Here is a 22,871-nt window from a genome sequence, read left to right on the forward strand (position 1 = left end):
AACTCATTTCGGACGACGGGCCGATCAATTTTCTTGGCAACCTCGCCAACAAGGCAGGTAGCGTGCACAATTCGTCTAAGATTCCTTTCGGATAAAGTCACGAAAGACTCGTTCGAAATCACCTTTCAAACGCAAATCCCTTCTCTTAGGGTCGATCGGAGACACACCAGTTTCCCATTTCTTCTTGTGATGCGCGAAAAGCGCCTCGACCCTCTCAGACTCACTCACACCAACAAAGAAACGTGAATCGTGCATGATCTCGGTCGTCAGACCCAAGAATGATCGTGCGAGTCCAATGCCCATAGACGACTGAACATAAAATTTGCACTCGACGGCTAAAACTACCTGAGAACTGCGTGGATGGGCATTCTTTTGACGACAAGTATAGGCTTCATCGCTAAACAAGACCGCGACGTCGCATTCGTGTGCCACTCCAGACTTGCCAGCAACAAATATCCCTACATGTGCTTCCAAATCAGGGCAGTTCGGGAAACTAATGAGCGCGTACGAGTACGGCTGCGAAGTTGAGAAAATGTTTCCTGGCGACGTGCGAAAAATGAAGTCAGTAGTGACCCGGCTGCCAAAAACGTTCCAAAACGAGATAGATGCTCCTTCCGATTCTGCAGCTTGTACCACAAGAGACCAGATGTAAGCTTCGTAAAGGTCAGCGCCCTGAGACTTGGCAGTAAGATTCGGCGCTATGGCTCCTCCAAGCGCAGCTCTTATCTCGGCGAGAAGATTAGGTCGAACTGTCACCGCTGACCTCATTCCTTAACTCGGAAAGAAGATGTTGCAGTCTCTCTCCCGCAGGTACGGTGACGACCAAATCATCCTCGGAAATTCGATAACTGGATTCTTCCGGCTCGTCGCCGCGAAAGATGATACCAAACGGCTGTCCTGCCGAAACGAACCCGGCGAGATGCTCTGCAATGGCGGCGGATGAGGCCACGGTTGTCTCGATAGCCGTGATCAGTTTGAGTAGCTTCGATTTGGCGTCGTATGGCAACACGCGTGTAAACTCTGCCGCGCGTGCTCGGGTCTTTCGCGGGCGACCGACACTAAACGGCCCAAGCTTAGGTGCTTGCTCCGGAGTCAATATGGTTACGACTGACTGTCCTTCTGCAATGTCACGCGATACTTGATCCGCAATCCAATCGAGACCTCTCTCGCGGAGGGCGCGCATTAGCTCTTCAAATGCTGAATTAGCGTCCTCGTCAGTCACGTTTATGAATCCAAGCTGGGCAAAGTTACCAGGACCGACATTCAAATATTGTGTTGCTCTACCAATAGTCGTGCCGCTGGTTGAGTGCTGTACCAACTCAAAATCCGCTCATGGCCAACGCTTACGTTCAACCTACGTATGCGCCGACCGAGCGTGTCAAAGCAGAATCTCATGCGAGATGCTCTGCCTGCAGCTCGATAAAGCGAATAGCAGCCTCGTACTTCATAGCGCGCAGTGTTCTCAACTCGTCACGAAGGGATACCTTGCTGAAGAATGGAATGTTGAATTCGCCGTTTTGACGGGGTGTGTCAGCAATGAGAAACTCGACCTTCCAGGGCCGATCCGGATCTTGGCGCGCTTCCTCTAGAGCTACGGCGGCCTCTTCGCCGGCGACCCGAACAAGCAAAGCGCGAAGCTCAGCCCATGCGGAGTCGAAGATGCTAAACTGTCTGGCGGAATTAGCTCCCTGCTTGAAGAAATGGCTCAACACGCTCGATCGACGGGAGCTTTTCTTGACGTGGATGAACCGCTTTCCTCGGATATCCAGAATGTCGCAGGGTTCAAATCCAGATCGTTCGATGCCAGGAATCTGGATCTGCTGAGTATCAAGCAAAATGAACCCATGTGCTGCGGCAAACTCGGCGTTATATTCGGCTTCCCGCTGGTAGCGTCCATTACCTCTGTCGTCGTACAATTTCCGTAGCGGAGCCGGTGGAACGTCCCATCCTAGTCGGGTCTCTTGGAAGGTAGCCTCAATGGAGTCTCTAAAGGCCTCTTCAACGCGATACCATTCGCCTTCGTTCGTCGCATATCGCTCGCCCTCGTGAGTTATCGATCCCACAAGCGCCGACTTGAGACTCCACTTGAGAGACGGACGACCATCTTCCTCAAGAGACGCCTCAATCTTGTGGTTCCGCAGGATCTCTGGTGTGACCTCAGCAATTCGGGGCCCCATTGCTTCAATATAGTTGCGCATCAGAAGGTCGGGATAAGAGCCGCGCAGCCTCGGGCCGATGAATTTGAACGAGACGGCTTGGTCATCGAAGCCTATTGGGAGTCCTAGCTCAAAATCGTCGGCCGCCGCAGCGACGCTTGCGGCGGCAAGATTATCGAGGACTTCAGCTAGTTGACGATCTGCGATCGGCATGACTGAATCGATGATACGAAATGCAGTGTCTCGATATGTGTCGGACGAGTAGAAGGTCAGCGTGTTAGCGGCTAATTCCGGCAGATCCGCCAGTCCGAATTGGCCACTTAACCGAAGGGATCGCGAGCCGGTCATCGCATCCGCAGCCGCATCTTCGCGAGTACGGCCACTTATCTTTCTGATGAGGTCGAGCGCGTCGTCCAAGCCAAATGATGTCAGTTCGCGTTGGAAGGGAGACAAAGAGACACCCCGAAGAGCGTCGCCAAGATTGGCTCGCTCGAGACGCCTGAGCTTTGTATCATCCAGCGCGTTAATCGCAACGCGTAGGCCGAAGTCGCCTTCAAAGCGATGTTCGTCTAGGTACATCCAGCCGTGGGCAAATGTGGATGCAAAAATTCGATCGGCTGCGCGAAAGACCAGAACGGCAGCTGCCGAGGCTGTAACAACGCGACCGTCAACCTGGAAATGCCTTCGGAGCTCTGTTATCCATTTTGGTGAATTAAAGGAACCGACAAAGACGTAAAGGCGAGCACCATCACCAAAATCTCGATTGTCGACAACCAAAGTGCTGCGGTGCTCAAGCCGACGACGAGCTTCTTGCGATAGCAGGTCATCGAACTCGTTCGCTGCTTCTTTCGCCAAATGAATTGTTAGCGTCGCAGAGGCCACTCCGACATTCCTCCCCCCCCAAAAGGATTGCCCGTGTGAGTAGATTAGCCTCACGACGAACAATCGTAAATAGAGTGGAGGAAATCGACGCTCAATCGTTCGTCGTTGGTCTCGGCAGCATTGTACCGTCGTGCCCCAGCGACAATTTAGTCAACGCCTTTAGCCTGGCTGATATGCGAGGCAGAATTCCATAACATCGTATGGCTCGGCCGCTGTCTTCGACGGAGTGGCGCCTGGACGCGGCCGATTCGCGCCTTGCGTGTCCCATGTAACCCTTTCGCGCTTGTCTGAAGGCCGGTATCGTTGTTGCGGAAGCCGTGTCCCTGGGGCCCCGGCAGCAGCCTCGGGGGATGGATGCAAAAGAGCGGTGCGGCGATCGTCTTCAGCGCTAGCGACCTGGTTGGGCATCTGAATTGTCGTTACCTCACACACCTCGACCTCAAGGTCGCCGAGGGCGAACTGGCCAAGCCAAAGCTCCGCGATGACCCGGCCCTCGATGCCCTGGTGGAGCGCGGCAAGATCCATGAGCAGGGTTTTGTCGACCATCTCGCTAAACAGGGCGGGACCGTCACCGCCATTGCCGGCGTTGGCATCGATCACGCCTCGGTTGCCCAAACGCAGCAGGCGATGGCGCGCGGCGACGCGATCATTGTTCAAGCGGCGTTACGGGATGGGCATTGGAGTGGTCGCGCCGACGTGCTGCGGCGGGTCGAGACATCGAGCGGTTTGGGTCCCTGGTCATACGAGGTCACCGACACCAAGTTGGCCCGCGAGACCAAGGGCAACACGGTCCTGCAGCTCAGCCTTTACTCGGACCTCTTGGCGACCATGCAGCAGAAGATGCCGGAGAAGGCCCATGTCGTGACGCCTGGGTCGGAGTATCTACCAGAGGCCTACCGTGTGGCCGACTTTGCGGCGTTCTATCGGCGTATCAGGCGAAGTCTGGAGACCTTTGCGGCTGAGCCCGCGCATGACGGCCTCTATCCCGACCCGATCGAGCACTGCGACGTCTGCCGATGGCGCGAGCCCTGTGCTTCGAGGCGGCGCGCGGACGATCACCTATCGCTTGTCGCAGGGATAGCCAAGACCCAGATTGAGGAGCTGGTCCGGCGAGGTGTGGGTACCATGGCCACCCTCGCCACGCTGCCCATTCCGCTGCAATGGCGGCCTGATCGGGGCGCTGCGCCAAGCTACGAGAGGGTGCGCGAGCAGGCGAGACTCCAGGTCGAGGGTCGCGAAGCAGGCCAGCTGCTTCACGAGGTGCTGCCGCTGGTGCCCGAATTTGGCTTGTTCCGGCTGCCAGAGCCTTCGGCCGGCGACATCTTTTTCGATTTCGAGGGCGATCCGTTCGTGGACGGCGGGGGGCTCGAGTTCCTGTTCGGCTATCTCTATGCCAACGACGACGGCACAGACGCCTATGTCGGCGACTGGGCGACGACACGACAGCACGAGCGGGCGGCGTTCGAACGCTTCATCGACTTCGTCACGGAGCGGCTGACCAAGCACCCCGGCTTGCACATCTATCACTTCGCGCCCTATGAGCCGGCCGCGTTGAAGCGACTGATGGGGCGGTACGCCACGCGAGAGGACGAGGTCGACAACTTGCTTCGGGCGGGCGTGTTCGTGGACTTGTACGCCGTTGTCCGGCAGAGCATCCGTGCCAGCGTCGAAAGTTATTCGATCAAGAAGCTCGAACCGCTGTACCGGTTTGATCGCACGGTCCCGCTGATCGATGTCGGCGGCGCCATGGCACGGGTGCAGGCCTGCCTCGAATTGGCCGATGCCGGTGCGATTGATGCGGGCGATCGGGTAGCCATCATCGGTTACAATCGGGATGACTGCGCCTCGACCCGCGCTTTAAGGGACTGGCTTGAGGGGGTACGGAGCGGGCTAATCGCCCAGGGAAAGACGATTGATCGCCCGCAGCTCAAGCCTGCTGAAATTGGCGAAGATCTCAGCGACTGGAAGCGCCGGGTCGCCGGACTTGTCGCGCGGTTGACAGGCGATGTTCCGGACGACGTCGCCGAACGAAGCCCAGAGCAGCAGGCGCGCTGGTTGCTGGCTCACCTGATTGACTTCTTTGGCCGCGAGAACAAGGCGGTCTGGTGGGAGTATTTTCGTCTCAGCGATCTGTCGGTCGAGGACCTCTTGTATGAGCGCGCAGGGTTGGCAGGACTAACCTTTCTCAGTCACGTTGGTGGAACGGCGAAGACGCCGATTCACCGCTATAGATTCGTGGTTCAGGAGACGGATGTTCGCGCTGATGATGATCTAAGAAGCGCAGGTGGCGACAAGCTTGGTAGCGTCGTAGCGATCTCCGATGATGCCAGAACGATCGACATCAAGAAGCGCCAGGACACGGCCAGTTTCCATCCCGAGGCCGTGTTCGCGCATAAGTTCATCGACAATCAGGTTCTCGCCGAATCGGTGTTCCGGATTGGTGAGTATGTCGCGGACCACGGGATTATTGGGCCTGGTGCCTATCGTGCCGCTCGCGACTTGCTGCTCAAAGTCGCTCCACGTCTTTCCGGGCAGGTGTTCGAGGAATCCGGCGAGGCGCCGCTAGCGACCGCAATACGTGCTTCGCTCTCGCTTGATCAGAGCGTTTTGCCTGTGCAAGGGCCGCCGGGGGCCGGCAAAACTCATGCCGGTGCGCGTATGATCTGCGCGCTTGCGCGTGACCAGCGGACGGTTGGTGTTACGGCCAATAGCCATAAGGTCATTCGTCACTTGCTTGATAAATCCCTGGAAGCGGCCGCCGAGCAACGTCTGCCCATTCAATGCATCCAAAAGGTCAAGGATGAGCCGACGTCTCGTCCGGGACTGCAGCAAACGACGAAGAACCCGGACTTCATCGACGGGCTCGGCAATGGTTGCCAGGTTGGCGGTGCCACCAGCTGGTTTTGGGCACGGCCGGATGCGGCAGGCAGTGTAGATGTTCTGTTCGTTGACGAAGCAGCGCAAATGTCATTGGCAAACGTGTTGGCCGTTTCGCAGGCGGCTGAGAGCATCGTGCTTCTGGGCGACCCAAGGCAGCTTGAGCAGCCGATACAGGGAAGCCATCCCGATGGCGTTGCAGCGTCCGCGCTTGATCATGTCTTGGGTGAACATGCAACGATCGGGGCTAGCCACGGACTTTTCCTTGAGGAGACATGGCGCTTACACCCCGATATCTGCGCCTTCACGTCGGAGCTCTTCTATGAAGGCCGACTTCGTTCGCGCGTGGGACTAGAGCAGCAGGAGATTAGGTCATCGAGCCGTGTGAACGGGGTGGGCCTGCGCTATCTTGCTATCCAGCATGTCGGCAACCAGAATTCGTCTCACGAGGAGGCGGACGAGATCAAGAAACTCGTCGATGAAATTCTCGCCGGCAACACAAGCTGGGTCGACGGTTCAGGCAAGGAAGCGACAATCCGGCTGGAGGACATACTGATCATCGCTCCCTATAACGCCCAGGTCTTCGAACTTCAGGAACGATTGCCGGGTGCGCGCATCGGTACCGTCGACAAGTTTCAAGGACAGGAGGCGCCGATCGTGATCTATTCGATGACCACCTCGTCTCATGCCGACGCCCCACGGGGAATGGAGTTTCTCTACAGCGCGAATCGGCTAAACGTGGCCACTTCGCGTGCGAAGTGCATCTGTATTTTGGTTGCCTGTCCGCGGCTGTTCGAGGTCGAGTGCCGAACGCCCCGCCAGATGCAATTGGCAAACGCTTTCTGCCGATATCTCGAGTTGGCTCGCGCGCTTTAGTTGCAAGCTTTCCCCTGGGAGCAGTTTAAGTCCGCGGGACGGATCGGCCAACGGCCGACTTCTTCCATAACAATGGATACGCGAACGTGGGCTGCCGACACTCTCGCTGACAGAGCGCTGCGTTTGGAGGAACGCGATCTGCTCGCGCCTTACGTGTCTCATCTTCGTTGTTGGCTGAACCGCGTCCGCACGATGCTGGCAGCAGTCCCGGAGGTTGGATGCGAGCCAGCGGAGCCAGCCGAGAAAATGATTGCCACCTTCGATTAGGCGCGTGGCTGTCGGTCTGACGCAATGCTAAGTCATCGAACGCAGCAATGCCCTGTCCTTCAAAGCCGGTCCGAAGACACTCGCCTATCAGCGTCGCTCGCCGCATCTGACGGAGCGGACATGGCAAAGCCGGCGGTGGGGTGATCGATTTTTCTCCACTCAGACCTGTGGTAATGGGACACGACACCAAGTCGAAAGAAGATCATATTTAACAAGATCGCAGCGGCAGGAACGTCCCATGAGTGTTTCCGAACTCACGAAGCGCGTTCGGCGCGAGCTGACGTATTTGGACTATCCGGCTCGGGAGTGGACCGTCCCGCGATTTGTAGACGGCGTGCCGGTTCTGGACGTGCTAATTGCCGGCGCTGGACAGAGCGGGCTGGGAATCGCCTTCGGTCTGAGGCGTGAGCGTATAACAAACGTTAGGATCATTGATCGTCGTCGGCGCGGTTTTGAAGGACCTTGGCGCAGTTTCGCGCGGATGAATCATTTGCGCACGCCGAAAGAGGTGACCGGCATCGATTTCGGCGTCCCGAGTCTAACGGTGCGGGCGTGGTACGAGGAAAAGTTCGGGCGGCGAGCATGGGATCGCATAGACACCCTCCCTCCGGAAGTATGGCGATCGTATCTGGATTGGTACCGGGATGTCTTGGATCTCGCGGTTGAAAACGAGGTCGAACTAATTTTGATTGAGCCGGCGGATGACATTTTCCTAGTCCATCTCCGTCATTCCGAAGGGATCGAGCGGGTGCATGCAAGAAAGATTGTTCTTGCAACCGGCTTTGAGGGAAGCGGCAGCTGGCGGGCTCCTAAGTCTCTGGTCGCTCATTTGTCGGCAGCTCTTTATGCGCATTCGGCCGATGATGTCGATTTTCGCAAGCTTGCGGGAAAACGCATTGGCATCCTTGGTGCGGGTGCGTCAGCGTTTGACAACGCAGCTCTCGCACTTGAGGCGGGCGCCGCGCGAGTAGACCTTTGCTTCCGCCGTTCGGAGATGCCGCGAGTCAACCCACTCACCTGGATGAATTTTGCCGGTATGCTGGGCCACTTCGGGGAGCTGACGGACCTGGACCGCTGGCGATTCATGCGCCACATTCTTGAGGAGCTTCCGGTCCCGCCCACACAGGACGCCTATTGGCGATGCCGCAAGTTTGAGAATTTTAGCTGGCATCCCAACTGCGGGTGGAGCTTCATCGACGAAGCATGCGGCGTTGCGAGGGTCCGAAGCAGCAGTCGCAGCTTCGAATTCGACTTCATGATCTTTGCGAGCGGAGTCGAGACGGACCTCTCGGCGCGTCCGGAGCTTGCTCTATTTTCTGAGCAAATAGCCCTTTGGCGCGACCGCTTTACGCCTCCATCCGGCGAGGAAAGCGAGTCACTTGCGCGCTATCCCTATTTGGGTCAAGCCTTCGAATTCACGGAGCGGCACCGCGGCGCCGCTCCGTTCCTGCGAGGACTACACAATTTCACGTTCGGAGCGATGCTGAGCCATGGTATTTCCGGAGCGGCCATCACGGGAATAAAGTATGGAGTGCGGCGGCTCGTAAACGGGATCGCGCGTGATCTGTTTTGCGAGGAGGCGGCCGCTTATTACCAAGATCTGCTATCATACCAGACGCCTGAGCTGCGCACCTTGGATAATGCATTTGTTTGGTTGAGCCAGCTTGGCAGTGACGCTACTAATTTCGACAGCTTCGCTAATCGACTGGATCAACACCAGTTTGCCATGCTCCGTGGCTTGTTGCAGCGATCAAGGCCCCAGGGTGAATGTCCGACAGTAAAGCCTGCCCGGCCCGCCCGCACGAAGCGCACCTCACGACCGAAGTGGGTCAAAAAGAAAAAGCGGAAGTGAATAGTAGTGAGATGTGAGTCGCCACCGTTTATTCTCGCGCTCACGGAGGCCCTGCGCGCAGGAAGGCCTATGGAGTATTTCTGGAAGAAATGCCGTTTGACTATACGTCGATGATGGAGAATATTGCACTCACTGCCTTGCACATAGTGATCGCGGCCTGACGACCACCACCATCGGGAGGTAAGCAATGGCCTTCATCGCGTTTACGAAGGTGATCGATTTTACCACATTGACAGCCGAGCAGCGAAAAAAACTCAAGAGCATTCTTGGCGAGCGCGAGAAGCAGCTCAAAAAGGCGATCAAGGATGTCGAGAGCGCCCTTGCCAAGCTTGAACGAACAGGCAGCAAGACCCGAAAGCGGGCGAAGGGCAGGCGGTGATCGGACGCTGGTCAATTTACGCCAGGCATGATGTTGAGCGGCTAGCAGTTGCCGTGATCTGGTTCTTCTTTCATTCCTGAAACTGCGCTTAGTTCGTCCACGAGATTTCTGGCGTCTTCCAGATCGGGCGTATCCCGACCTTCTGTGAACCAAGTGTATATTGGCTTTACGAGGGACCTGGCTTCGAAATATCTGCCTTCGTTACTCCAATGCCGCGCGAGACAGATCGAGGCACGCAACTCCCACCAGCGAGCTTGTTGTCGCCGCGCAATCGCCACGGCTCGCTGCAGTTCGGCCTCTGCCTGGTCATGCCTGCCGAGTTTTAGGTTGATGCCGCCCCGAAGACGATACAACTCGGCCTCAAAGAACCTCTCCCCTGTTGTTTCGGCCAGCTGAACGCCTTCGTCCAGCAGGCGCAGTCCAACTTCAAGCTCTCCGAGTTGGGCATGAGCGAAGGCGAGATGGCCCAAGTAGAGAGTGCGGCGGCACCGTTCAGAGTTTCGGTAGGTTGCCGTCAAGGCGCTGCGCATCAGTTCGATACCGACTTGAAGATCCCCTCCTTGGGCTAATAGTGCTCCACGGAAAAAACGTGCTCTTCGTTCAATTGCCGCAAATTCATGCTCGATGCTGAGCGATATCGCTTCGTCGGCGTGAGCCAAAGCGCGCTTTGCGTCGCCGCCGATTGTGCCCAAAACGACTATGTTCGCCAGGGCCAGAGCCGTCGTAAAGCTTTGTTCTCTCGTTCGAGCGAGAGTTTCAGTGCGCTCGACGATTGTTGTAGACTGTTTAGGATAGCCAAGGACCAATAGCGTCGTCGAGAGCCACGCCAGGCTGTTCACCGCGTCATCGACTCCGAAGCGGCGATAGGTCGAGATCGTGGCTGGATTGGTTGAGCATAGTGCGAGAGCGCGATCGAGGTGTTCGCGTGCGTCGGCGAAAGCCCCCGTGAGATGCAATGTCTGTCCAATGAAGCGTGTGGCTAGGACGGCCACGCCGGGATGATCATGCTCTGCGGCCAACGCGAGGCCGTGCCGGGCATCCTCCAGCGCTGAGCTATACTCCGCGCGCATGCTGTGGGCTAGGTAGTTGCCCCACAGGATTGTCATCCGTTCTTCTAGACTGACACTTTCGCCTAGCAGCGCGCGAGCCCGTGAGAAGACCCGCGACGTTTCAGCCGCGGCATCGCCCTCAGTTGCGGCGACTGCAGGACCAAGGGCCAGATAGAAATCCAGTTCTTTGCGATCGCGTTGCGGCGAGCTGAGCAGTTGCTGGGTCAGCTCCATTCCTCGCGTGAGATGTTTTACAGCCTCGGCATTGGAGGAGCGCCCGAGCGCGCGCTTTCCGGCCTTGAGCCAATAGTCCGTAGCCTGCTCAAGCAGGCCGGCTTCGGTGAAATGGTGCGCAAGGATTTCAGGGTCGTTCACGACGGCATCCTGAAATCCTTCCTCTAGGACGCGCGCTATTTGCGCATGGAGTTGCCGCCGCCGTGTCTTCAGCAGGCTCTGATAAGCCGCATCCCTCACCAATGCGTGCTTGAAGCTATAAATGGCATCCGGCAGGTCACCTTGGCGGAAAATAAGCCCGGCCTCCTCGAGTTCGGTGAGGGAATGCTGCAACCGTGTTTCCTCTCGAGGGACCACAGCCCGCATCAAGGAATAAGAAAATTCGCGACCGATGGTGGCGCCAATCTGGGCGATCTCCTTCACCGAGTGCAGGCGGTCGAGCCGCGCCATCAGGGAGTCGTGAAGGGTTTCCGGGATGGCAAAGGGCTGTAACGGTCCCTCGAGCTGATAACGATCCTGATATTCAATCAGAATGCCTGCTTCGAGAACAGCCTTTGTGAGTTCCTCCACGAAGAGCGGATTTCCGTCAGTCTTTGTTACGATCTGCTTCATCACGTCGATCGGAAGCGCTCGGCCATTGGCCACCTGCGTGGCAACACCTTTGACATCATCTGGGTTGAGCCGTCCGAGGACTAGGCTTCCGACATTTGCAAGACCGGTCCATGGAGGCTCAAACTCTGGTCGAAAGGTAACCAGCGCAAGGATAGGCAACTGTCGGGCTCGCTCTACGATGAGGTCGAGCAATTCGAGGGTGGTGTCGTCGGCCCACTGAACATCTTCGATAAGCAACAGGATGGGCTGTTTGCGGGAACGGCTTTCGAATTGATCGAGTAGCGCGGCAAGTGTACGGCGACGCTGCTGGGCGGGGCTTAGCTGCGGCTTTGGATAACGGCCCGCGAATGGGATCGATAGCAGCTCGGCAAAAAGTGGCACTACCGTCTGAACTTGCGGCGCTCTCAACGAGAGGAGCGCCTCCAGCTTGTCAAGCCGCGTCTCGACGGGATCGTCCGCCTTAAACCCGGCGCTCCTTTCCAACTGCTCGACCACGGGATGAAGTGCGCTGTTGGCGTGGTAAGGCGAGCACTGATAACGGAATTGCACGTGTGGTGGTTGCTCAGCTGCGCGTTCAGCCAGAGCTGCTGCTAAGCGCGATTTCCCGATACCCGGCTCGCCGGAGATGAGAACAATCTGGCCTTCGCCCGTGCGAGCCAAACGTTGACGTTCCAACAAAAACTCCAACTCGGAAACGCGGCCGATGAGATGGGCGAGTTCTGTCGGACGCACTGCCTCAAAGCGGCTCCCGGAAGCCGAGACGCCCTGGACGGCCCACGCGCTCACGGGCTCGCTAATGCCTTTGAGGTGGTGGGCGCCAAGGTCGCGAAGACTAAAGATATCGCCAAGGAGACGACGGGTGGAGTCGGCGACGACCACCGTATTCGGCTCGACCAAGGCTTGCACGCGAGCCGCGATGTTAGGAGCGCCCCCAACCACGGAGTGCTCTCGAAGTTTGCCCTCGCCGCCCAGGTCGCCGACTACAACCATGCCGGTAGCGATGCCGATACGCACCGCGAGTGGTTCTCCTGCGCGGGTTTCAAGCCGTGCGATAGCAGCAATGATATCCAGCGCAGCTCTGACGGTTCGTTCGGGATCGTCCTCGTGCGCAATAGGATAGCCGAAATAAGCAAGAATGCCGTCTCCGCGAAAGTCGGCGAGAAAGCCGTCATAGGAACGCGTGATACGAGCACAAGCAGCGTGGTAGGCATCGATGACGGCGCCCATATCTTCCGGGTCAAGGCGTGCCGCCAGGGCGGTCGAATCGACCAAGTCACAGATCATTACGGTGAGGTGGCGCCGTTCTGCGTATTGCGTAATTGCAGCATTCACGACAGCGGAGGGAAGGCTGGAGGGAAGCGCACTGATCGCGTTCATGAGGCGCTTCCGATCGCCGAGTGGGATGCCAACCTTTTCGAAGTCGACTTCTGTCAATTGCGGCAACACATCGCAATCTATGGCGTTCGCGATGAACAGGGACTCATGTCGTCCCAGTCCCAGCGTTCTCAGCCAAGTCCCGATTTCCATGGCAGGACCCTGGTGTTTGCGAAAAGCTTCGGCATCTCAAAGCCAAACCTTGGTGCGGGCTTCTGATCATATTTGAAGACCCATTTAACGGCCAGTTCGACCTTGCCGCATCGACAATAGCATGCTGTCGGACTTGGATATGTGAACAGCCTCGCAATTTGTCGTATCGGAATACCTGCGCAAATGCGCTAAGTGCCTTCCTTCCGACGGCACGGGTAAACCGTCTCAAGAGCCAAGACGGACTGACGTCGGCATTGCATCGGCGTATGGCGGCCGCCAAGGCAAAGGTGGAGCTTGGGGACGTAGATGACAGAAATGCTGCTTAGCTAATGCGACGCTTGGCGCAAGACGGTATTGGGTCAACTCGACCGGCCGGGGAGGGCAGTTCTTGGTGCATTACGGACTTCTTCCATAAGAACGCATACGCGAACGAGACGACGGGCCTGGAGCTGTCGACGCGATCAGAGCGCAAGTTGCTTAGCCGCTCGCAGCTGCCGGCCGCAGCTAAGCGTAGCCAGTCAGTTAAGCCTCTAGGCTCGCACTTGCTTGCTACTACATGATTGCCCCGCCCTAGTCAGAGCCGGAATGCCAACCAGCGAGCCTGCGACTGGCACTCCGACCTGGGAGACGTCTGTGGGCTAGCGAAAGCTCGCCAGCCTGATGGGCTCCGTGCGGGTTCGCCGCCATCCCCACCGCCACGATTGCTCCGCCCCAAAGTGCGGCTTCTCCCGTGGTCCCCGCGCTTATTAGGGTCCGGGTCCCCTTACTAATCGAGACTTAGTCTGTGCCAGTCGTCGACGTCATCTCGACGATTTTCTTGAATTCGCTCAGAAACTCGGGATGATGTTTCTCTAGATATTTTACGATCTTTGGATTGCCAACAAGCTTCGCCAGATAGCCTCTTGCGATAGTTAGGTACAGATGATCTTGGCCATATGTGTCTTGGATGGAGTTTATTGCTTGCTGAAGCTTTGCAAGTTCACTTTCCATCCGAGACAAAGCCTCGGCTGTCATTCCCTTCATTCTCTTAGGTCTTGCCGTATCAACGAGCTGCGCTTGTGGCGTGCCCGCAAGTATCGCCGAGGCGTAGCCTACCGAGTAGTTGTTGGCGTTGATTAGGAGTTCTGCAGCCTCGATCTGTCGAATCGGGAGCATTTTACGTAGGACATCAAAGGTTGCCATCGGACAAATCTTGTCTTTGAGGAGCGCTACCACTTCGTCGCAGATGCCGTCGACGAGCGCCGCCTTCCGCAGAAGGCTCCGCGTGTTAATGTTCAGCGCCTTTGCGATCTTTTCCTTCGGAACGTTTCGCTCGATCGCTTTAGCGATCATTCGCTGCTCTTGAATCGCCGACAATCGGCTTATCCGCTTATTGTAGGTAAAGGACTCGTCGTCGAGAGCGAGGAGGCATTCAACTTGAGTTTCTCCAAGCTCCTTGAGCACTTCGATACGAAGGTGACCGTCCAGCAAAAGGTAGGTCCCTTGCCTCTGTTTGTCTCGGCAAACGACTGGAGGCTCAACGATACCGATTTCTCTGATCGAGCACGCAATTTGTTGATACTTGTGACTGGCCTTAACCGTCTTTCCGATAGCTCGCACCGGAAGGATAGTATGGATATCCACAACCTCAGTGTCAGAGCTGAAGGCTTGAAGCACTTCTTTCAGAACACCCGGGCTAACGTATCGGTTCATAGCTTGGTCTCGCTGCCAGTCGTTCCTGTAGGATGGACGGCATTAGAGCTAGCTCCTCTGACTGAAGTATTCGGACAAACTCCCCATCCTCACGTAGCGCCCGAAAAGCTTCAACGATAAACAGCAGCCTGTTCTGCGTCACTTCGGCCTTTTTTATCAGAAGCCGTTGTCGATCAGCCTCCTGACGATAAACTCGAATCATGGACTCACTAGTCAGTGGCCGCTTCGACGTCTCTCGACGACCGAAGGTTTGACCGTGCAGATGCTTGCCTCGTCTCTGACGTTGCTCAATTAGGCGCCGGACGGCGACGAGTTTCTTCCCCCTCAACTTCTTCTCTGAATACGCCTGTGTCAGCGCGCGTTGGACGTCATTGTCGTCACACTTTGCGATCTCGATCGCCATATTGAGGGGAAGAATGCCAGTTTCGACGGCACTTACCAGGCGTTCCTCACCATTTTCTAGTAGGTTGCTAATCATTCGGACATAGTCAGCAGTTACACCAATCTTCTCCGCGATCTCCCGATCGTCGTAACCGCGGCCACGCAGGGTAGTAATGTCCTCAAGAAGGTCGATAGCGCGGTGTTGGCGGCGCGCGCAATTTTCAACCAAACTCATGACTAGGCAGTCACTCTCGTCAGCGTCGATTACAATTGCCGGTATTTCGCGCTGTCCAAGCTGTGCGAATGCTTCGATGCGCCCCTGCCCGCACACAAGATCATACTGACACGCATCTGCTACGGAAGTTCGAGGGCTCACTGTTATGGGTCGCTTCAATCCCACACTTGCAATGCTATTCACTATTTCGCGAAAATTTCGTTGGTTCCGTGCTCGTGGATTGAGGATCCGAATCTGATCGATTGGAATGTTCTTAATCTCGCGTCGTGGAGAACTTGGTGCCACATGGTTATTCATGCCGCTTCTCCAAATGAGCATCGCCGAGCCAACGAATATAGAAAATCCAGCGTTTCGAACCGATACGCGTCCAAACAGAGTGCGTTGTCTTGAGCAAGTTTCAAATGCGGGATCGTGAGGTCGAGGCTAGGAAATACGTAATAATCCAATATGTCCGTATTTGAGGTGCACAGCCGAACAGCAATCGTTAGGTCCGGAAAAAGACCCGTATCCAGTCTAATGTGCCATCGGTAACCTGACCCGTAGCTAGCTGCTCGCGCGATCACGATGGCCGTGGAGAATTGACCGTTGACCGTGAGAAGTTGAGTCCCGTCGCGGGACACGTTGCCGCCCGCGAGCTCAAAGCCACTAATTATTCTGCTAACGACCGTAGGGTGAGCGTCTCTTATTAGACGGTTGATCTCAATGTAGGAATAATCACGATCAGGGACGTACCCAATCAAGCTATAGGCCCTAGTCAAACTTCCGAAACGGCGCCTGTATACACTCGCTGATGGCATGTCGTCGCGTTCATCGATTACCACTCCGGAAAGATAGCCTTCTTCGTCGAGTATCGTCTGAAGCAACCTTAGAAGTTCTTCATCAGAGTACCCCGCGCTTCGTGCATCGATAATTGCTCGGGCACGCTCAAAGAGAGCGCGATTGACAACCGCGGGAAACGCGGAGTCAGAACGAACCCAGGTCTCGGGACTATTTGCAACCCTCTTTTGCTTTAGCTTGAACGAAACCCGATTAAAGACGTTGTTCCCGATATATTTTTCATTCGTGAGAATTTGATGAACCGAGGCACGGGTCCAAGGTCGCCTGAAGTCCGTGAGACTGCCGTTTGCGTTGAGATACGATGCGATTTCGTTTTCGGACCTGCCTTGATGAACGAACAGCTGATAAATCTCGCGAATCTGCTCGACCTCTTCGGAGGGCCCGAGTGTGAGCACTACTCGGTCGGTCTGAAGGCTTTTTCGATCTCCTCTGTTGAGAATTCCTTTGGAAATGCGGTTCTCGTCGATCAACTGACGCCGAAGACCGTAGCCCGCGGGGCCTCCCTGCCTGAAACCGAGCTCGACCAGTCGGCATTGGCCCGCGAAGACCTTGACCGATAGTTCCCGGCTGTATTCGCCAGCCATAACGCGCTTAACGTTCTTAAGCAGAACCGATCCAATGCTGCCATCGTTATCAAATTGCTCACCGCAATAATGAACCCGAATTCCGGCTCGAGAGCAGACATACTCGTAGTAGGCTCCCTCGTCTGCATCTTGGAAACGTCCCCAGCGGCTAACATCGTAAACAAGAATCGCTGAGAAGTTGGCGTTTCCAGTCTGGACCTCTCGCACGAGACGTTGGAGACCGTCCCGGCCGTCAACTCTCAGCCCGCTTCGACCCGAGTCCTCGAATATCTCGGTGATACGAAAACCCCGTTCTTCCGCGTAATGTTCAATGGTCGTTAGTTGGTTCTCGGTCGAATACTTTTGATGGTCGGTTGACATGCGGACGTAAGCGGCCGCGCGCTGGCTGTCACCCTGTCCTTCGTCTGCGGTAGAACGTCGACGCATCAAGCCGCGCCCTCATGGAATAGCTGTTTTCTTGCCGTCACCTCGCGGCCGCCGGGGCGCGGTAATCATAAAAAGCAGGGTGAGGGAATGTCGTTTCCAAAAAAGGGCAATTTGTTTCCTCGAGCTCCAAGTGACGATCTTGTTGCCGACTACGGAGCGCACTCGAAAATCTTTGCCGCGAGAGTCGCTTCGGCCCTAAACGATGAACTTGGAAAGACGACCGCGCATGTGAAGATCGTAGCGGCTTGGACAGGGGCCAATGAGCGTACTGTAAAGAATTGGTTCGCGGGACACTACGGTCCCAGCGGAGATCACCTCGTCACGCTCATCAAGCATTGTGACACTGTATTGATGGCCGTGCTTTCAATGGCGGGTCGTGATCAGCTACTCATTGGCGCGAAAATTGAGGACATTGAGCGCCGGGTAGCCCAATTGTTGGAAATGCTCCGGCGACGGGATAGGGACCTTCCGGGGTGAAATGCTAGTGCGCTCCGGCAAACAGAGCCGGTAGGAGCTGTGACTCGCAAAACGGCGCGGCATTTCACCGCGCCGCCAAAGCAATCTGGTCACACGCTGAGGCGGTTTGGACAATAGCTCCGGCAGCGTCGACCGTGTCGGTGTGTCCGTAATGGCCGCCTGGATCCGAGAAATCAGCGCTGGACTTTCTGCGGAGCAACACTTCCTCATAATTTAGAATTGAAGTCTCCCTTGAGGTCCGTTCAGTGGGGCTTAGCGGACTGAATTTGCTCGCGTTGAGTTTTTCGCATTTTGACCCAGATGTATGGTCCGGCCGTGCGTAGCAAGAGGTTCGTCGATCAGGTGGTGTGGTCTTGCATCAATGTATCCGGCCTTTGATTGGAGCATTTTCTCCGGGCCATCATGGATATCAGCGCGCGTGCGTTCTCATTAGCGGACAGGCCTCGATTGGGCCATTTGGGTCACCAGTGTTCGCATGCGCCGGGAAGACCGAACCTCCATCTCGTCTCATCCTCTCGCAGACCTCGGCTGGAACCTGTTGATGGGGTTACGTCATCGCTTGCTCCTCCTACCTCGCAGTTCCTGTGTTCGAGCCAGGGGCCGTTCCTTCGTCCCGGCCCGCAGGACGTGCGTCGCGTCGCGCGCACGGGCGGTCAAGGCCGGCCGTTGCGCTTTGCTTGCGGCTGGCTCCGGCGTTGCCAGGCCGCGCCTTGACCGCGCCGAGCACGGCGCGACGATCAAGCGGGTCGGACGCCTGCATCGTTGGTCCTTGTCAGCTCGAAGGCGCGTCCTTTAGCCAGCACCGCCCAGGCGATGCGGGCAAGCTTGTTGGCGAGTGCGATCGCCAGCACGTTGTGGTGCAATCGCTTCTTGGCGGCTTCGATCCAGGATCTGAGTCCGTAACGTTCCCAGTTCTTGATCCTGACCAGCACCACCCATGCCGCCTGGACGAACAGAACGCGGAGGTAGCGATTGCCGCGCCTTGAGATTTTGCCGAGGATCGTGCGGTCTCCCGTCGAGATCTGCTTGGGCACCAGCCCGAGCCAGGCGCCGAAGTCACGGCCTTTGGAGAAGACGTCTCCAGTGCCGATCGCGGCCACCATGGCGCTCGAAATGATCGGCCCGATGCCAGGCACCGTCATCAGGCGCGAACATGCCTGATCTTGACGGGCCAGTGCTTCGATCTCGCCGGAGAGCCTATCGATGCGCTGATCCAGCCGACGCCAGTCGCCTGCCAACTCGTCGATGACACACAACATGCGTGGCGACAGGGCATCGGTGCGCGTCGCAAGGATGGTGGGCAGTTCTGTGCGCAGGAAGCCGATACCCTGGCGCACCGCGATCCCGCGTTCCAGCATGAAGGCGCGAATCTGGTTGATGATGCCGGTGCGTTGCGACACCAGCCGCTCGCGCACCCGATGCAGCGCCTGCAGATCCAGTTGCTCCGCGGTCTTGGTCGCCACGAACTTCATCGTCGGGCGCTGCACGGCTTCGGCAATCGCTTCGGCGTCATTGAAGTCGTTCTTCGGTCCTTTGCTATAAGGGCGGACATATTTGGCCGGCATCAACCTGGCATCGTGACCTAACGATGCGAGTTTGCGGCTCAAATGATGTGCGCCGACGCAGGCTTCCATGCCGATCAGGCAAGGCGGCATATTGGCGAGCCGCGCCTCGACCTGGCCACGCGACCACTTTTGCCGCAGCACGACGGTGCCGCGCGTATCGTGGCCCACGACGTGGAACGAGTTTTTGCCGATATCGATGCCGATCACGGCGATCGCGGTACTGGGTGTCTGGGACATGGCGTGCTCCTTGTCTTGGCGCCCCTGGCCAGCTTATCGCTGGCGGGGCAGGAGCACGGCCGGACCATCCCATTAGCAGACCATGGCCGCCGCTTCGGCGCCGGTCACCTCCCGCGACCGTCGCAAACGGAAAGGTCGTGGCTGGCCCCTGGCCATTCGAAACGCGCATCGCAGTCGAAGCGCTGAGCGGATCGGTGTCAGCAAACGATGGATGAACCTACCTATCCGATCGCGACGCAGGTCGGAAAGATCGAACCGTTCACCGGCAATCGCACCCTTTCTCCTGACGACAACGGGCGCGTATTCCGCGGCGAAGATTCCAGCAACGTTACCGTGACCGTTCCGAACAATCTCGGTGAAGGCTTCACCGTCGGTTTCGTCCAGTATGCATCTGGCACGATCACGCTCTCAGCGGGATCGGGCGCGACAAAGCGCGCGGGCGGCACCGCAACGTCGGCACAGTATCAGCGCGGCTCGTTGATCGTCGCGAAAAACGCGGATGGAGCGAGTGCCGAATCTTTCGTAGGCGGAGACTTCGCGTGACCGACTTTCTAGCCACTTTCCACGGAAACACGACATGAAAATCGGCGAAGTCAAGAGTTGGAACGATCAGCGCGGGCTTGGATTTCTGCGCGTCGATCGACACGACATTTTTTGCCACGCCTCCGCGCTCCCGCTTGGCACACGATCGCTTGAAGCCGGTCAGCATGTCGGCTTTGAGATTGGAATTAACGAGCGCGCCGGAAAGCCGATGGCCACGAACGTCCGGCTGGTTTGATGAGCGACGCAATCAAGGAATCGTTCGCGACTTTGAAGCCGAGCTTCTGCGCGGTGTCCGTGTCCGCAGCGTGACCGCTGAACGAGTAACCGACCTGCACCTTCCTCTGGACAACATCGAAGTCCTAAGGGCGCGCGCCGCAATTTAATAACGGTCATGGCACGTTTTTAGCTTGGTCGCGGCGGGGGACCGGCGCAACAACTCCCCGTCTATTCCCGGCCTAGACCACCAGACAGGCGGGGAGTTTTGCGGGCCGCGGGTTCACGCTGGGCCTGCCACCAATAGAGCAACCCCCTGCCGATTTACGACAGGGGCTGCCGCAGGTGGATGGCCTGAGGCTAGCGCCGGGGGCGTCTAGGTGTCACGCCAAGGACCCACTATAGCCAACGCCGCTTGACGTTTCGCAGCTAGCAGATTTGTTGGGCAACGCGCACAAAGAAGAGGCTCGTTGCCCATTCGGGCCGTGCTCGGTTTGATCTCGTGTGTCAAAATTGAATACACGTTCTGGTTTCACCAATTGTTCTTGAACGGCGGCCTCGCAAAATCGTCCGCCAAATCCGAGACTATTTCGCCTTAGGCAGATCGCCGGCGGTCCGCACCAGGCGGTCCGCCTTTACCAGCACGCGATCATCAGCCGGCTGCGGTCGCAGTGAAAAGCTGATCGCGACAAAAGCGACGCAGAGCACTATGCCCGCCGCCATAGCGCGCATGTAGGTCGGCCTATCGGCATTGTAAAACGAGGGGGGGCTGCTCCTCATCGCCTGCCGCGCAAATTCAGCCGGGGAGCGCTTTTGCAGCTGTTCAGCTTCGAGATACTCGATGGAAAGTACGCGGTAGTGAGCCGCCATCTCACGATAGTGTTGTCGTGAGGAACGATCGATCGCCGTCTCAGCGCGCCTTTCAAACGCGCGGGCGCGGTCGGCAAGTTCTGTTGCCTTTGACATCGGGCACCTAATTATAAGGCGATCCGCTGGACACCAATCGATTGGTGGGCCGACGCCTCTATTCGGTTCAACGCAATTGGCGACCCGCCGGTTCGCGCTGGCGGGCCTATGTGTTAGCATCTTGGCGTGCCGCGCCGATCGTGCGGAACGTCGCGGCACCGGCCGCAGGAGCTGTCATAGGCGGCGCCTGCGGCCCTTGTTCTCATTTTCCCGGAATGCTCTCGTGCGGTCTTGATATCCGTTTGTGGGCGGCGGCCCCGCCAACGCGGTTACAAATGGCGAGGCCGCCCTGCTCCGGACTGGCAGGGCTGGGGAGCTTGGAGCCCGGAGGCCGCTCCATCCTACGCTCGACGAATGAGAATGATGATTGCCCGAAAGAGGCACCCCTTCAGAGTGTCGTCCAACAAACGAAAGGGGCCGCCAACGACCCCTTGATCCAGAACTTCAGCCGGCTACCGCGGTAGGGTTGATCGCTGTGCGCGTGGTCGAAAACTGAACGATCAGGAAAGTCTGGCCGCCGATTCCGGGGCTATCAGTAACCTCAACGCGCCAGTTAAGGTCCTGCCAAAACGGTCCCTCTGGTTCCTCGTTGAGAATTTGGCGGCTCAATTCGATCGCCGCTTTTTGCGCGGCGTCGATATCTGGAAGGTCTAGCCCGACGTCATCGAAGACGGAAATGCCGCCGTGAGCGTGGAAGAAGAAGCGGGTCATCCGCACGACTCCCCTGCAATGGACGGCAGCGAGAGCGCCCGATCTCACTCCGTCAATGTGGATGACCAGATCAATAGGCCGGCGGTGGAACCCGGACGGCGGCTCTTTTGAGGGAGATGAATACCCTTAATGGGTAGGATTCTGGTCAGAGCCCGAGCCGGCGGACTTCGCCTGGTCGAAGCGCATCGGATTTCACGCGCAGGCGGTGCTGCAAGAGCCTCGTGTTGTGCCCGTCGCCGACGACCCGCGCGACCGCTTCGGCCGCCTTCTCAGGCTCGACCGCTGCAACCCAGTATGACCTTTCCCCGGCGGGCGAGATGACCACGATTATGGGTAAGCGGACCATCATCAAAAAATTCCGCACTATGCTCATCGGCGGTTGTGCCGCTAGTCCCTAAAAGATACCCCGCTAAGCTCGAAATATGCCGTCTCGGCGGCGCCCTGTTTCAATCTGGGCCTGTGAAATCCCCAGCAGCTAAGCATCGGCAAGGGCAGTGCCAGAGACGCTTGCAAAGGTGTATCTTTCAGCAACGGCGGAGCTTGATTCGTCATGCTGGAAGCCATTCTCCTTTTGCTTGGAATTGGGGCCGCGGCTCTTGTGCTGATCGCCTTTTGGGGACTGCATCGCCACGTATGACGGGCTGCGCCCCTTAAATGCCTAGCGGACTCATGGCAAACCCAGCTCGGTCGGGGTCAGAGCGAGCTGGGCTAGCGAGTCCCTTGGGAAGCACCGAGAAAACTCGGCAATACAGCCGCGCTCAGTCAGCCGCCATTCATTATCCCGGCTGCAAGTTTTTTTCATGGAGACGCGCGAGGAGATTTTGACCCGGCTCGCGTGGAGCAGACAGTTGCGCTAGTCGTGATTGGGATCATCGTTGCTGCGGTAGCGGCATACGGATTGTTTCTTTGGCTTCGAATAAGATAGAGGGCCGCCAACTATATCGTTCACCCGACATTTGTCGGCGGCGCAGGCTTCGATGCGCTCGCGCAATACGGTGCGCCAGTGTTGGACTCCGGCTGGCCGCAAGGAAATCAGCAAAGGCTCGGCATCGCTGCCGAGCCTTCTTATTGGTTTAAGGTGGCCTGACTGCAGCACAGAAGTCAGCAGACGGCATAGTAGGCGGATCGAGTTTCGCTGAAGGCCCGAACGTCTGGAAAGACGTTTGGATGTGGAAACCTCGAGCCGGCCATGCGGCAGAAATCCAGGTCACTGGCCTTGGGAGAGGCGGGAAAGGGTGAACTCGGACGGCGCTGCCCGAAGCCGCGAGGCTCCCCCTATCCCGATTTGAGCTC

At 57.4% G+C, this 22,871-nt stretch carries 15 protein-coding genes; 5 read left to right on the forward strand and 10 right to left on the reverse strand.

Annotation, left to right across the window (positions count from 1 at the left end; translation table 11 throughout):
• Positions 1-75: 75 nt before the first annotated feature.
• From AAFG50_RS01740 to AAFG50_RS01750, 3 genes are all read right to left on the reverse strand, one after another.
• Positions 76-756: a hypothetical protein gene (locus AAFG50_RS01740; RefSeq protein ID WP_342714128.1), complete on the reverse strand. Its 681-nt coding sequence runs from the start codon at positions 754-756 to the stop codon at positions 76-78.
• The gene (locus AAFG50_RS01745) at positions 740-1,318 is read right to left on the reverse strand and encodes a hypothetical protein (RefSeq protein ID WP_342714129.1); all 579 of its coding nucleotides are present in this window, start codon (positions 1,316-1,318) and stop codon (positions 740-742) included. The genes AAFG50_RS01740 and AAFG50_RS01745 overlap by 17 nt, the downstream gene beginning before the upstream one ends.
• Before the next feature lie 73 nt (positions 1,319-1,391).
• Entirely contained in the window at positions 1,392-3,038 is a 1,647-nt protein-coding gene (locus AAFG50_RS01750; protein ID WP_342714130.1) for a TIGR04141 family sporadically distributed protein, read from the reverse strand.
• Between the two features lie 354 nt (positions 3,039-3,392).
• Here AAFG50_RS01750 and AAFG50_RS01755 point away from each other — a divergent pair, with 354 nt between their 5' ends.
• From AAFG50_RS01755 to AAFG50_RS01765, 3 genes are all read left to right on the forward strand, one after another.
• A complete protein-coding gene (locus AAFG50_RS01755; RefSeq protein WP_342714131.1) occupies positions 3,393-6,791 on the forward strand; it encodes a TM0106 family RecB-like putative nuclease in 3,399 nt (1,132 codons plus the stop codon).
• A gap of 505 nt (positions 6,792-7,296) precedes the next feature.
• On the forward strand, positions 7,297-8,910 hold the full coding sequence (locus tag AAFG50_RS01760; protein WP_342714132.1) for an NAD(P)/FAD-dependent oxidoreductase: 1,614 nt from the start codon (positions 7,297-7,299) through the stop codon (positions 8,908-8,910).
• A gap of 187 nt (positions 8,911-9,097) precedes the next feature.
• Entirely contained in the window at positions 9,098-9,289 is a 192-nt protein-coding gene (locus AAFG50_RS01765; RefSeq protein WP_342714133.1) for a hypothetical protein, read from the forward strand.
• 41 nt (positions 9,290-9,330) lie between these two features.
• Here AAFG50_RS01765 and AAFG50_RS01770 read toward each other — a convergent pair whose 3' ends face one another.
• The 5 genes from AAFG50_RS01770 to AAFG50_RS01790 form a co-directional block, all read right to left on the reverse strand.
• Complete coding sequence (locus tag AAFG50_RS01770; protein ID WP_342714134.1) at positions 9,331-12,711, reverse strand: AAA family ATPase; 3,381 nt, start codon at positions 12,709-12,711, stop codon at positions 9,331-9,333.
• 777 nt (positions 12,712-13,488) lie between these two features.
• On the reverse strand, positions 13,489-14,403 hold the full coding sequence (locus AAFG50_RS01775; RefSeq protein ID WP_342714135.1) for a plasmid partitioning protein RepB C-terminal domain-containing protein: 915 nt from the start codon (positions 14,401-14,403) through the stop codon (positions 13,489-13,491).
• Positions 14,387-15,316 carry a plasmid partitioning protein RepB C-terminal domain-containing protein gene (locus tag AAFG50_RS01780; RefSeq protein WP_342714136.1) on the reverse strand — a complete coding sequence of 310 codons (930 nt, stop codon included), beginning with the start codon at positions 15,314-15,316 and terminating at the stop codon, positions 14,387-14,389. Before AAFG50_RS01780 ends, AAFG50_RS01775 begins: the two co-directional genes overlap by 17 nt.
• Entirely contained in the window at positions 15,313-16,866 is a 1,554-nt protein-coding gene (locus AAFG50_RS01785) for a recombinase family protein (protein ID WP_342714214.1), read from the reverse strand. The genes AAFG50_RS01780 and AAFG50_RS01785 overlap by 4 nt, the downstream gene beginning before the upstream one ends.
• 1,214 nt (positions 16,867-18,080) lie before the next feature.
• Entirely contained in the window at positions 18,081-19,145 is a 1,065-nt protein-coding gene (locus tag AAFG50_RS01790; RefSeq protein WP_304548093.1) for an IS110-like element ISBj4 family transposase, read from the reverse strand.
• Between the two features lie 207 nt (positions 19,146-19,352).
• Here AAFG50_RS01790 and AAFG50_RS01795 point away from each other — a divergent pair, with 207 nt between their 5' ends.
• The gene (locus AAFG50_RS01795) at positions 19,353-19,688 is read left to right on the forward strand and encodes a hypothetical protein (protein WP_342714137.1); all 336 of its coding nucleotides are present in this window, start codon (positions 19,353-19,355) and stop codon (positions 19,686-19,688) included.
• A gap of 34 nt (positions 19,689-19,722) precedes the next feature.
• Positions 19,723-19,923, forward strand: a complete 201-nt coding sequence (locus tag AAFG50_RS01800; RefSeq protein WP_342714138.1) for a cold shock domain-containing protein — start codon at positions 19,723-19,725, stop codon at positions 19,921-19,923.
• A 563-nt stretch (positions 19,924-20,486) separates the two neighbouring features.
• Here AAFG50_RS01800 and AAFG50_RS01805 read toward each other — a convergent pair.
• Entirely contained in the window at positions 20,487-20,867 is a 381-nt protein-coding gene (locus tag AAFG50_RS01805) for a hypothetical protein (protein ID WP_342714139.1), read from the reverse strand.
• A 444-nt stretch (positions 20,868-21,311) separates the two neighbouring features.
• Positions 21,312-21,578, reverse strand: a complete 267-nt coding sequence (locus tag AAFG50_RS01810; RefSeq protein WP_342714140.1) for a hypothetical protein — start codon at positions 21,576-21,578, stop codon at positions 21,312-21,314.
• Positions 21,579-22,871: the final 1,293 nt, after the last annotated feature.

This window comes from Bradyrhizobium sp. B039 (assembly GCF_038965675.1).
GTDB classification, from domain to species: domain Bacteria; phylum Pseudomonadota; class Alphaproteobacteria; order Rhizobiales; family Xanthobacteraceae; genus Bradyrhizobium; species Bradyrhizobium diazoefficiens.

Coding starts and splice junctions, on each gene's coding strand:
- AAFG50_RS01755 (WP_342714131.1), top strand. CDS start 3,393: ATGCAAAAGAGCGGTGCGGCGATCGTCTTCAGCGCTAGCGACCTGGTT.
- AAFG50_RS01810 (WP_342714140.1), bottom strand. CDS start 21,578: ATGACCCGCTTCTTCTTCCACGCTCACGGCGGCATTTCCGTCTTCGAT.
- AAFG50_RS01775 (WP_342714135.1), bottom strand. CDS start 14,403: ATGAACCGATACGTTAGCCCGGGTGTTCTGAAAGAAGTGCTTCAAGCC.
- AAFG50_RS01800 (WP_342714138.1), top strand. CDS start 19,723: ATGAAAATCGGCGAAGTCAAGAGTTGGAACGATCAGCGCGGGCTTGGA.
- AAFG50_RS01770 (WP_342714134.1), bottom strand. CDS start 12,711: ATGGAAATCGGGACTTGGCTGAGAACGCTGGGACTGGGACGACATGAG.
- AAFG50_RS01760 (WP_342714132.1), top strand. CDS start 7,297: ATGAGTGTTTCCGAACTCACGAAGCGCGTTCGGCGCGAGCTGACGTAT.
- AAFG50_RS01805 (WP_342714139.1), bottom strand. CDS start 20,867: ATGTCAAAGGCAACAGAACTTGCCGACCGCGCCCGCGCGTTTGAAAGG.
- AAFG50_RS01780 (WP_342714136.1), bottom strand. CDS start 15,316: ATGAATAACCATGTGGCACCAAGTTCTCCACGACGCGAGATTAAGAAC.
- AAFG50_RS01790 (WP_304548093.1), bottom strand. CDS start 19,145: ATGTCCCAGACACCCAGTACCGCGATCGCCGTGATCGGCATCGATATC.
- AAFG50_RS01765 (WP_342714133.1), top strand. CDS start 9,098: ATGGCCTTCATCGCGTTTACGAAGGTGATCGATTTTACCACATTGACA.
- AAFG50_RS01785 (WP_342714214.1), bottom strand. CDS start 16,866: ATGCGTCGACGTTCTACCGCAGACGAAGGACAGGGTGACAGCCAGCGC.
- AAFG50_RS01795 (WP_342714137.1), top strand. CDS start 19,353: ATGGATGAACCTACCTATCCGATCGCGACGCAGGTCGGAAAGATCGAA.